This is a genomic window from Gemmatimonadota bacterium, assembly GCA_016719105.1.
Lineage (GTDB): Bacteria > Gemmatimonadota > Gemmatimonadetes > Gemmatimonadales > Gemmatimonadaceae > SCN-70-22.
In genome coordinates this window covers 247,736-258,896 of record JADKAQ010000002.1, presented here as the reverse complement: position 1 = coordinate 258,896, position 11,161 = coordinate 247,736, and the positions used below count along the sequence as shown (strand labels likewise).

Annotated in this window: 8 protein-coding genes; 5 read left to right on the top strand and 3 right to left on the bottom strand. The window is 68.4% G+C overall.

Annotated features, from left to right (window positions below):
* Nucleotides 1-2,146: 2,146 nt before the first annotated feature.
* Together IPN47_04715 and IPN47_04710 are read right to left on the bottom strand one after the other, a co-directional pair.
* Nucleotides 2,147-5,119, bottom strand: coding sequence for a BamA/TamA family outer membrane protein (locus IPN47_04715; protein MBK9407349.1), 2,973 nt, complete (start codon nt 5,117-5,119; stop codon nt 2,147-2,149).
* Between the two features lies 1 nt (nt 5,120).
* Nucleotides 5,121-6,047: a response regulator gene (locus IPN47_04710; protein ID MBK9407348.1), complete on the bottom strand. Its 927-nt coding sequence runs from the start codon at nt 6,045-6,047 to the stop codon at nt 5,121-5,123.
* 212 nt (nt 6,048-6,259) lie between these two features.
* Between IPN47_04710 and IPN47_04705 the strand changes: the two genes are divergently transcribed.
* Nucleotides 6,260-6,604: a nucleoside triphosphate pyrophosphohydrolase family protein gene (locus tag IPN47_04705; protein ID MBK9407347.1), complete on the top strand. Its 345-nt coding sequence runs from the start codon at nt 6,260-6,262 to the stop codon at nt 6,602-6,604.
* A gap of 113 nt (nt 6,605-6,717) precedes the next feature.
* On the opposite strand, the gene IPN47_04700 is transcribed toward IPN47_04705, so the two are convergent.
* Complete coding sequence (locus IPN47_04700; protein ID MBK9407346.1) at nt 6,718-7,737, bottom strand: NAD(P)/FAD-dependent oxidoreductase; 1,020 nt, start codon at nt 7,735-7,737, stop codon at nt 6,718-6,720.
* A 176-nt stretch (nt 7,738-7,913) separates the two neighbouring features.
* Here IPN47_04700 and IPN47_04695 point away from each other — a divergent pair, with 176 nt between their 5' ends.
* The 4 genes from IPN47_04695 to IPN47_04680 all read left to right on the top strand — a co-directional run bounded on the left by IPN47_04695 (nt 7,914) and on the right by IPN47_04680 (nt 10,990).
* A complete protein-coding gene (locus IPN47_04695) occupies nt 7,914-8,459 on the top strand; it encodes a cob(I)yrinic acid a,c-diamide adenosyltransferase (GenBank protein MBK9407345.1) in 546 nt (181 codons plus the stop codon).
* Nucleotides 8,453-9,586 (top strand): 3-dehydroquinate synthase, encoded by a 1,134-nt coding sequence (gene aroB, locus IPN47_04690; GenBank protein ID MBK9407344.1) that lies wholly within the window; start codon nt 8,453-8,455, stop codon nt 9,584-9,586. The genes IPN47_04695 and aroB overlap by 7 nt, the downstream gene beginning before the upstream one ends.
* Before the next feature lie 65 nt (nt 9,587-9,651).
* Nucleotides 9,652-9,822: a hypothetical protein gene (locus IPN47_04685; protein ID MBK9407343.1), complete on the top strand. Its 171-nt coding sequence runs from the start codon at nt 9,652-9,654 to the stop codon at nt 9,820-9,822.
* 274 nt (nt 9,823-10,096) lie between these two features.
* On the top strand, nt 10,097-10,990 hold the full coding sequence (locus tag IPN47_04680) for an RNA polymerase sigma factor RpoD/SigA (GenBank protein ID MBK9407342.1): 894 nt from the start codon (nt 10,097-10,099) through the stop codon (nt 10,988-10,990).
* The last annotated feature ends 171 nt before the right edge of the window (nt 10,991-11,161 follow it).

Here is an 11,161-nt window from a genome sequence, read left to right as displayed (position 1 = left end):
CCCCTCGGCGTCCACCCGAGCGGAGAACCACCCGGTGAGCGGGAGGTTCGATTGAGACAAGCTCGCCATGTCGGCCATCGAGACGCTGTCGAGTTGCGCGCGCAGGCGCACCACACTGTCGGCGGTCGACGTCCCCGCCAGCAGGATCTCGCCGCCGCGACTCCCGAGGAGGCGCACCGTGTCGGCCGAGAAGGCACCACCCGCGGCCCATAGCGTCGCCGGTCGTTGGAGCGTCCACGCGCGCCCTTCGAGCGCGAGGCGGAAGGCGTCGAGCCCCACGCGCGTCGTGTCGCCCGAGACGCCGAACATCCCGCGCGTTTCCAGCACGGGGCCGTTGGACAAGGTCGCCAGCACGCCGAAGTTCACGCGAGAACGTCCCTGCACCTCGAGGTCGAGCCCCGCACTCGAGACGGCCACGCCCCCCAGCGAGAGGGTGTCGGCCGTGATGTTGACGGTCCCGCTGATGTCGGGAAGTGCGACACGCTTGAGATCCGCCGAGACGCGCGCCACGCGTGCGCCATACGTGGCGTAGGTGAGGCGACGCACGTCGAGCGCCCCCCGCACGTCGAGCGAATCGATGGAACCGGAGAGGACGCCACGTCCGGTGATCTCCGCCCCCAGCGAATCGCGCAGCGCCGACGCCGACGCGGCGCTGTCACCCGAACTGGCCCGCACCAGGTACTGCCGGAGCGCCCCTAACGAGTCGGCCGCGATGGTGAACGCCAGCGAGTCGCGCATGCCAGGCATGAGCCCGATTCCGCCCTGCGCCGTGGCCGAGAGCAGCGCGGTTTCCACGTGCATCGTGTCGATCCGCAACCGCCCGCCACCGAAACGCATGCGGGCACGGGCCCCCGCGTACACGCGCACCGAGTCGACCAGCGACCGGTCGAGGGCGAGGTCGAACGGCCCCTCCCAATTGGGGAGCGAGTCGCCGAGCACGTCGAGGTCGATCGTCCCGTTGAGCGAGGTATGCGGGACGGTCGCGGTGTCGAGCAGGAGGCGCAGGTCGAGGTCGTTGAAACGCAGCGTCCCGGTGTAGCCGTAGCCGCCGACCGAATCGGCGTCCACGCGCCCATCGTAGGCGAGCCGACCCGGCGGCCCCACGAGCTCCGTGACGACCGCCAGGTCATCGGCCTGGCCCTGCAGGCGCAACGGCCCGGTGTACGTCCCCCTGTAGATCAGCTCCGCCTCGGGATAGGCGCGGGCGACCGTCGTCAGGCTCAGCGGCTTGGCATCGACCGCGAGGTCGTACGTGAGCAACGTCTCGCCGATCGTCACGCGGCCGTTGCCGGTGAAGCGCGAGGGCTCCGCATCCTCGAAGCGATGCGTGATGTCGGCGTTCCGGAAGCGGATGTCGGTCCAGACCGAATCGAGCGTCGCCGTCCCCGAGATCAGGCCGAAGAAGCGCGGGAAGGCCGGATTCACAAACTGGATCGTGCGCAAGTCGAACTGCGCCAGCGCCACGTCGAAGCCACGAAAGGTCGTGAAAGCCGGCGCCAGGATGTCGAGCGTCCCCTTCACCGTCCCGCGATTCACCGCCCCCGGCACGTTGCCGTCGCGCCAGGTGAATTCGCCGCGGTCGACGACGAACCGGTTCACCGGACCGCCACTGGCCTGAACGGTCGCGGTGATCTCTCCCTTGAACGGGTACGGCAGCGGCTCGCCCGTGAACTGTTCGATCAGGACCCAGTCGATGGGGTCCGCGCGCAGGTCAATGTCCTTCACGATGAGGACCGGAGCCCCCGTCCCGAAGGTCATGTTGCCGCGCAGGCGCGAGTTCATCGTCCGCACGTCCATGTCGCGCAGCGCGTACTCGAGCTGGCGCAGGTCGCGACCGTTGCCGATGTGCAGGGTCATGCGCCCGCCGCCCGTCGTCGGCAGCGTGGGATAGACCCAGGCCACGTCGGCGAGGGAGAGGGAATCGGAGGTGAAGGTCAGGTCGTAGCGCGTCGGAAGGTCGCTCCCCCACCACACCTTCCCCTTCGCCGTCCCGCGCGACCCCGGGAGGCGGAAGTGCGAGATGTCGGCCCACAACGAGTCGCCCTTGTTGCGCAGCGCCCCGCGCGCCTCCCGGAACTTGAACGGCGGGTCGAACTCGTCGGCGTCGAGGCGCACCACGTCGAACTGGCGCCCGAGCGCGTCGCGGTCATCGATGCGCGACGGCCCGAGTTGCAGCTGACCGTTGGTCCAGCGCCGCTGCACCTCGTACTGGCTCCCAACCTGCCGGATGTGCTTGTCCGTGCGCGCCATCTGGACGCGCGCCGCGCTGTCGGCGCGCGCGCCCGAGAGCGAGTCGTCCGGGTGCCACGGCATGGTGAGGAGGAAGGTGACGTCCTTCGCCCGCGCCGCGTTCACGAAGATGTAGTCGCCGAAGTTGCGCACCGTCACCGGCTTCGGCGGCCCCTTGGGCCCCGACGGAAAGATCCGCCGATAGTTCCACTGCTTCGTGGAATCCTGGTGGATGTGCACGAAGGCCCGCTCGATCGTCACCTCCGATGCCACGATGCGGCGATCGAGCAAGTCGCGCGGGTCGAACCGGATGTGAATCGGGCCGGTGGCAACGAAGAGCGAATCGTTCTTCTCGCGAATGGCGAACGAATCGACGACCAGGTTCGTGAACAGCGACCCCTCGAGGTGCCCGATGTAGAGCGTCCCCTGGACCTTGCTGTTGATCAAGGCCATGACGCGCGTGCGAATCTGTTCGCGCCCCCAGCCGGTCTGCGTCACAAACGCCACCGCGCCCGCCAGCAGGCCGCCTAACGCAAACAGCGTGGCGGCACTCGCGAGGACGACGGTTCGGCGGCGCGACATGGCTTAGAACGCCTGCCCGATGGAGAAGTTGAACGTGAGACGGCTGAGGAACGTGGCGCGCCGCGGCGGCTGGAACGTCGCCGGGCAGGCCCCGGCCGCCTGCACCGGTAGCGCGCCTCGTCCCGCCGGGGAGCGTCAACCCGGGCGTCACCGCGAGTCGGTTCCCGGGACTCGTGCAGTACAGCGCGCGCTCCACCTCACCGCCCACGCGCTGCTGTGCGCTGAAGAACGCCGGCCCGCTCGGCGCCTGATACGGGTTGTACCCGATGTCCACGCGCACGGGTCCGATCGGAGTGAAGACGCGCACGCCGACCCCCGGCGTGACCTTCACCTGGATCGTCGATTGGCTTGCCGTGGACCCGTTGCGGTTCCACACCTCGCCCGCATCCACGAAGATCGAGTACTGGATGAGTTCGGGGAGGAAGACCGATCGCAGCCGCAACTCGGCGTTGGCGATCACCACGTTGTCGCCCCCCGATGGAACGACGCGACTCGCCACGCGGTTGTCGTTCGTTTCGAAGAACGAGGTGTCGCCCGCGGCCGCCGCGACGCTGAAGGTGTCGACCACATAAATCGCCGGCCCGAGTTCGTTCTGGCGAAAGCCGCGCACCGTGTTGGGACCGCCCGCGTACAGGCGCTCCTGCGGGGGCACGAAGGTGCGGCTCCCATCGAGTCCGAGCCGGCGCCCGAGCACCGTCCCGCCGCGCAGCCGAAAGACGAAGACCCCACCGTCGAAGACCGGGCGATAGAACGACGCGTCGATCACTCCGCGACTGAACTGCTGGTCGGTGCTCGATCCGATGAGGCGCGACGCGTGGCGCACCTCGAATCGCATCACCGAGCCGCGCTGCGGATTGGCGAAGTCGTCGGCGCGATTGCGCGTCACGCTCCAGCCGGCGACGGCGAGTCGGTTGCGCCTCAGGAGGCGCGCCTGTGCGGCCTCCTCGCACACATTGAAGACCGCACAGAAGAAGGCGGGGGACGAGAAGGTACTGCCGTACTCGAGCTGGTACGAGAAGCTCTGCGGCAAGGCCCCGTCCACGCCACGCTGCACCGAGGCGATCGCGCCGAAGGGTGTATCGCGCAGGTATGCCTGGAATTCGGAGCGTCGCTCGCTGTACACCGTCACCGTCGGAATCGTGCGCAACCCGAAGAGCGAAGCCTGCGAGAGCGTCGCGCCCGCGTAGTAGTTCAGCGTGTCGCTGAAGATGTCTCGCTTCACCTCCTGCCGGCACAGGCCGCTGGCGAAGTCGAACGGCGCGCCGACACCAACCTTCGAGAGGCGTCCGTTGAGGTCGAGCCGCCGCAGCCGCCCCAGGAAGTTGTAATCCGAGTAGCTCCCCTGCGTCCGCAGGCAGTCGAGGTTTCCCCAGCCCAGCGAGACGCGCGAGGCGCGCAGGTCACCCTCCGTCAGCTGCACGTTGACGGACACGAGCGAGTCCACCGCATCGACCAGCGACGCCGAGTCGACCTGCACGTCCACGTGGCGGAACGCCTCCGCCAGGTACAAACCGCGCTTGACCCCCTCCAGCGAACGTTCGCGGTACAGTTGCCCCTCGCGGATGCCAAGCACGCCCTTGACGCGGCCGGGGTCGATGCGCCGGCGTTCGCCGGGCGGGACGTCGACCGTGACGTTGATGGCGCCAAGGCGGGCCCGCGGCCCCGTCGACGCACTGAACTCGACCACGGCCGTATGGCGCGCGGTGTCGGTATCGAAGCTGCGCAGCACCTCGGCCAGCGGATAGCCGCGATCGCGCAGGCGCCGCGCCAGCGAGTCGCGGGACGCCAGCACCGCCGACTTGTCGAAGCGCATCCCCGGCCTGACCTCGATGCCGCGGCGCAGCCGGTCGAACTGCGGGACCTCCTCGAAGCCGACGTACGAGACGCTGTCGATGCGCACGGGGGTCCCTTCGTCGATCACGAAGCGCAACTCCGCCTGCCGCGGCGAGCGCATCGTGAGTTCCTTCGCCACCCGCACCTGCGAGAATCCTGCGTTGCGGTAGAGGATGATGAGGCGGAGCGAGTCCTGCGTGACCGTCGGGGCGTCGAGGCAGTACCGCTTGCCGAAGACGCGGAAGAAGCGGCGGGTGAACGACGACTGTGTCGTCGCCACGCCGTTCGCGAGGTCGCTGCTGCGGAAGGTGGTGTTGCCGGCAAACGAGAGTTTGTGCACCTCGATCGAGGTGTCGTCGCACGCCAGCGCCTGCGCCGCGAGGGCGCGAGGGGCCGCCAGCGACGCGAGCCCCAGCGCCGCCGTCGCACACCAGCGCCGTCCCGCGCGCCCGCGCGCGCCCGCGCGCCCGCGCATCTCAGGCCGACTCGACGAGGACGGCGCCGGTCCCCTTCATCTTGGCGCGACGCTTCACCTCCGCCGCGCGCATCCCGAGGTGCGCCAGGTTCACCCACGACGCCGGGGTGACGTGGAGCACCGCCGCCGACGCGCCGGCCAGCGGGAACTCGCGGACCCGCCCCTCGCGATCGACGCCCGTGTAGCAGCCAAGCGCCGCCGCCTTGGGCCCCACCGCCGTCTGGATCACCTGGAAGCAGCGCCGCGCGCACTCGCCCATCATCGGCTCGGCGCGGTCAGCCGAGGTGATCACGATGAAGTCGTCACCCCCGATGTGCCCCACGAAGTCGTCCTGCGCATCGCCGGGAACCGCCGCCGACGAGTCGCGAATGGCCGACCCGAGCCCGCGAATCACCTCATCCGCGATCGCGAAGCCGAACGTGTCGGCGAACGGCTTGAAGTTGTCGAGGTCGAGGTAGCAGACCGAGAACGGCGCGCCCGCTTGCACGCGCCCCAGGATCTCCGATTCGATCGCGCGACCACCCGGCAATCCGCTGGTAGGGTTGCGATCGCCCTCGCGCTGCACGAGGCGCAACATCGCCTGCACGCGCGCGCGCAGCTCGCGGGGATCGAAGGGCTTCGCGATGTAGTCGTCGGCCCCCGCGGCAAAACCCTCGACCTTGCTCTCCACCCCGCTCTGGGCGGTGAGCATCATGACCGGGACGCGCGCCGTGAACGGGTTCTGCTTGAGGCGTCGGCAGACCTCGAGACCACTCATGTTCGGCATCGAGTGATCGAGGATGACGAGGTCGGGTTCGCGCGCGGCAATCGATGCCAGCGCCTCGACGCCGTCGGCGGCCATCGACACCTCGTGCCCCGAGGCGCGAAACAGCTCGCGCAGCATCAGGCGCATGTCTTCGTTGTCGTCGGCCAGCAGGAGATAACTCACGGAGAGACGCGCACTTGCCTCGTGTTTGACGGGTCGCGATCGGCTGGCGTAAGTTCTCGCGCGTTCACCCATACTGTCAATCGCAGCGCCCCGAAGATCTCGACGCCGTTTCACCCACCGGTTCACCCACCGGTTCACCCAGCGCTTCACCCGCCGGTCGACGGCGCACGACGCACCGCCGTGCCCCCGCGTCCCCCCTCCGCACCTCCCCCGTGGACCTCGACACCTACCAGTCGCTCGCTGGCCGCACCCTCAACCCGTCGCTCAGCGACGACGCGCGCCTGCTCGATGCCGCCGCAGGATTGGCGGAGGAAGCGGGTGAAATCCTCGGCGCGGTGCGCAAGCACCAGTTCCAGCAGCGCCCCCTCGACCGGGACGCCATCACACGCGAGTTAGGCGACGCGCTCTGGTGCCTGGGAGCCGTCGCCACGTCGCTGGGACTTTCGTTAGGTGACGTAGCGCACACGAACCTCGAGAAGCTCCGCCGCCGATACCCCGACGGCTTCTCCCCCGACGCCGCCGCCGCCCGCGCCGACGAGGACGCCCCCCGCCGATAGCGACACGGGTCCGGCCCCCTCGTATGGAGGGACCCGGACCCGTCATCTGCGCGGCGTGCATCGCCCGATCGCCAGGTGGCGCCCGCCAGGTGGCGCCCGCCGAGCGCCCGCCGCTATTCGGCCGACTGCCCGAAGATCGCCATGTTCGAGGAGTGCCCCGGCGTCACCTTCTTCTCGGGGTAGATCCAGTGCACCGCCTGGTTCACCGCCGTCGCCGCCTCGCCAAAGCCCGCCGCGATCAGCTTGAGCTTGCCAGGGAACGTCGTGACGTCGCCCGCAGCGTAGATCCCCGCGCGACCCGTCTCCATCAGCGAGTTCACCACGATCTCGTCCTTCTCGAACGACAGCCCCCACTTGGTCAGCTCGCCCAGGTTGCTCACGTAGCCGAGCATCGGGAGGACGGCGTCGCAAGCCAGCTCGCGAGTCGCCTTGGTCTTGGTCTCGCGAAGGACGACCCCCGTCATCCGGTCGCCGTCGCTCAGGATGTCGTGCAGCTCATGGAAGGTCAGGATGTCCACTACTCCCTCGGCCGCCGCCTTCCGAACCTCCACCACGGTGGCGTCGTGCGCGCGGAAACGGTCCGACCGATGCGCGAGCGTGACGTGTGCGGCTTTCCCCGTGAGCTGATGCGCCCAGTCGAAGGCCGAATCGCCGCCGCCGATGATGATCACGCGCTTGCCGCGGTACTCCTCCGGATCGAGCACCACGTCATGCACCCCCCGGCCGTACCACGGCTCCGCACACGCCTGTGGAAGACGGCGCGGCGAGAAGGCCCCGATCCCCGCGGCGATCAGGATCGCTCGCGTGGGGAACTCGCCGGCGGACGTGCTGAGGACGAAGTGCCCGTCCTGCTCCCGGAGCCCGGTGACCTCCTGGTTGAGGAACTCCCGGCCACCGAACTGCGTCGACTGCTCGACGAGCGCGCGGACCAGATCCTTCGCGAGGACCTTGGGATATCCGGCGACGTCGAAGATGTACTTCTCGGGATAGAGCGCCGTGAGCTGCCCGCCAAGCTGCGGGAGCGCATCGATGATCTGGGCGCTGGCGCCGCGCATGCCGGCGTAGAACCGTGCGAACAGCCCGGTCGGGCCGCCGCCGATGATCGTGATGTCGACGAGGTCGTGTGTAGGCATGCGGGCAATGTAATCGGGCTTGGAAGCGTGGACGGAGGTCTGAGCCGACGCACGATGCCCCGTCCCGCCGAAACCGCGAACGGCCCGCTCGTGTCGTGCGTTGGCCGACGCGGATCCGGCCGACTCTCCCGTCTCGCGTCTCCCACCACCCGGCCTGTTACTTTCATCCCATGACTTTGAAGATCTATACCAAGGCCGGCGACGACGGCCAGACCGCGCTGTTCGGCGGCGGACGCGTCGAGAAGGACCATCCGCGTGTCGAGGCCTACGGCGACGTGGACGAACTGAATGCCTTCCTCGGGATGGCGCGCGCCGTCGAGATGATGCCGCGCATCGATGAGGTGCTCGTCCCGATCCAGCGCGACCTCTTCTCGATCGGCGCCCTGCTCGCCACCCCCGATCACGACAAGATGCGGGAGCAGCTGCTCAAGGCACGCATCGACAGTGACCGGATCGCCGAGCTGGAACGCGCGATCGACGAGTGCGAGCGGGAACTCGAGCCGCTGCGGTCGTTCATCCTTCCCGGCGGGACGCCCAAGTCGGCCGCCTTGCACGTGGCGCGCACCGTGTGCCGACGCGCCGAGCGTCGGATCGTCGCCCTGCATCGTGCGGACCCGCTCCCCGAGTTGGTCGTGATCTACATGAACCGGCTCTCGGACCTGCTGTTCATGCTGGCCCGCGTGGCCAACCGGCGGGCCGGGGCGGGCGAGGTGACGTGGTAGGAGCCGCGGGCGGGGGCGCGCGCGCAACGGAACGCACGATCGAGGTCTTCGGCTACCGGGTGCACGTGGCCCCCTGGCTCGTGGACGACGTCGGCCGATGCGTCGCGCAGGTCGCCCCCGCCCACACCGTCGTCGTGATCACCGACGCCCATGTCGCCGATTTGCAGCTGCCGGCCGTGGTGGGGTCGCTGCGCCACTTCCTGCCGCACACGCGCACGCTCGTGCGGGCCATCGCCCCCGGCGAGCAGCACAAGACGCGCGAAACGTGGAACGCCCTCACCGACTGGATGCTCGCCGAGCGGTGCGGCCGGGACACTACCGTCGTGGCGTTAGGCGGCGGCGTGGTCGGTGACCTCGCGGGATTCGTGGCCGCCACCTTCATGCGCGGCGTGCCATTCGTGCAGGTGCCGACCTCGCTCCTGGCGATGGTCGACGCATCGGTCGGGGGCAAGGTCGGCGTCGACACGCCGGCCGGAAAGAACCTCGTCGGGGCCTTCCACCAGCCGCAGGCGGTGCTCGTCGATCCCACCGTCCTGCAGACACTCGAGGCGACGCACCGGCGCGCGGGCATGGCCGAGGTGCTCAAGCACGGGATCATCGCCGACGCTGGGTATCTCGAGCAGGCCGTCGCGTTAGGTCCCGCCCTGATCACCGGCACCGACGTGGCGTGGCACGGCGACGCCCTCGCCGCACTCATCGCGCGCAGCATCGAGATCAAGGCCAGCGTGGTGCGCGAGGACGAACGCGAAGGGGGGCTGCGCCAGGTGCTCAACTTCGGGCACACCATTGGGCACGCGATCGAGGCCGCGAGCGGCTTTTCCCTGCTGCACGGCGAGGCGATCTCGATCGGCATGGTCCTCGAGAGCCGCCTCGCCGAGCGACTCGGCCTCGCTGAGCCGGGAACCAGCGCGACCGTGCAGCAGGCGCTCGCCACGCTCGGCCTTCCGGTCGATCGCCCGAGCGACCAGGCGCCGACGACACTTCTCGAACTGATGCGCGTAGACAAGAAGGGGCGCGGCGGACGGATCATCTGCTCGCTCCCCGCCGCCGTCGGGCGCATGGCCGGCGCCGAGACGCGCTACGGCATCGCCGTCGCTGACGATGAGATCCTCGGCGTCTTGCAGTAGCGTCATCGCCGCGACACCCGACCGGGGGCGGGCGGCAGGGATTTCCTGACACTGGAGGGTGCGGCATGACGGCTCGCGGCGCCGGTATTCTTGGGATGATCGCCTTCATCCTCCTGCTCTCGTTCGGCTCCTACCTGCTCGACGTGCCCATTGCCGTCGTCGTGATCGCGGCCGCCTTTGCGATCGGTGTCATCCTCCTGGCGGGAGCGAAACGGCGTCCGCCGGAGCCCCGCTGACGTGTGGCGGCCGGGTTCTTTTCGGGTGGTGCCGCCAATTTTGCATACAATTCCAAGGGGAGTTCCGCGTTCCACATTATTTCTTCAAAGTCGCCAACTTGTTGCCCTGCTGTCAGATACATTCCTACGAGCGCGTCAGGGGATTCTGGCACCAAAATTGGCTGTTGACGGCTCATGGGCCCTTTCTTATCGTGGCCGCCCGTTCAGCTGGTCAGCCGACCAGTGACTGTCGCTCGATCTGCCACATAGACGGTTAGGGGCGTGTATGCAGCAAGTGACCGAGAGCCGGCCCAAAGGAACCAAGACATTCGTCCGTTCCTCACCTTCCACCGCTTTCGATCAGTATCTCCAGGACATACAAAAGCTCCCACTGATCACCGACCCTGCCGAGGAGCGGCGTCTCGCTCGCCTCGCGCAGAAGGGAGATGAGCGCGCGGCCGAACGTCTGGTGACGGCGAACCTGCGGTTCGTCATCTCCTACGTGAAGAAGTATCAGGGACACGGACTCGACTTGAGCGAGTTGGTGGCCATCGGCAACGAAGGGCTGCTCAAGGCGGTCCGCAAGTTCGATCCGGACCAGGGAGTGAAGTTCATCTCCTATGCGGTCTGGTGGGTGCGTCAGGCCGTGCTCAAGGCGCTGGCGGAGCAGACGCGGTCGGTCCGCATCCCGCTCAACCAGAACTCGCAGCTGATTCGCCTTTCGCGAGCCGAAACGATCCTCGGACAGGTCCTGCGGCGCGATCCGACCGACGACGAAGTTGCCCGCCTGATCGGTGAAACGCCCGAGAACGTCCGCTCCGCCCGGCAGATGTCGGCGACCGAAGTATCGCTCGACGCGCCGATCGATCGGAGCGACCGCGAAGCATCGACGTTAGGCGAGCGCTTCGCCGGCGTCGACGGGGCCGAGATCGAGGAAGTCACCGATTACAAGCTGATGCGCGAGTTCATCGAGCGCGTCTTCCGGAAGTACCTCACGCCGCGCGAGCGCAAGATCCTCTACCTGTACTACGGGCTCGAGGAAGGCTCCGAAGCCATGACGTTGGAGCGCATCGGCGCGCTCATGGGCGTGACGCGCGAGCGCATTCGCCAGATTCGCGAACGCGCGTTCGAGAAGCTTCGCGAATCGCCCGACGGTCGCGCGCTGGCCGGCTTCTGGTCGGCAGCGTAAGGCGACCAAGCTCGCACGCATCGAAGGGGTAGTCCGAACGAACGGCCGGGAGGAGACTCCCGGCCGTTCTGCTTCCCCAGACGGTCGTGGTTAGGCGCGACTAATGCGAGCGATCTGCCGGCGAGCTATACTGAGGCGCCGAGGCGACGCAGGCCGGATACGTGCGTGGCC

Excerpts from the sequence above, each read along its gene's own strand:
- IPN47_04685 (MBK9407343.1), top strand. The coding sequence starts at position 9,652 with ATGACGGCTCGCGGCGCCGGTATTCTTGGGATGATCGCCTTCATCCTC.
- IPN47_04700 (MBK9407346.1), bottom strand. The coding sequence starts at position 7,737 with ATGCCTACACACGACCTCGTCGACATCACGATCATCGGCGGCGGCCCG.
- IPN47_04715 (MBK9407349.1), bottom strand. The coding sequence starts at position 5,119 with ATGCGCGGGCGCGCGGGCGCGCGCGGGCGCGCGGGACGGCGCTGGTGT.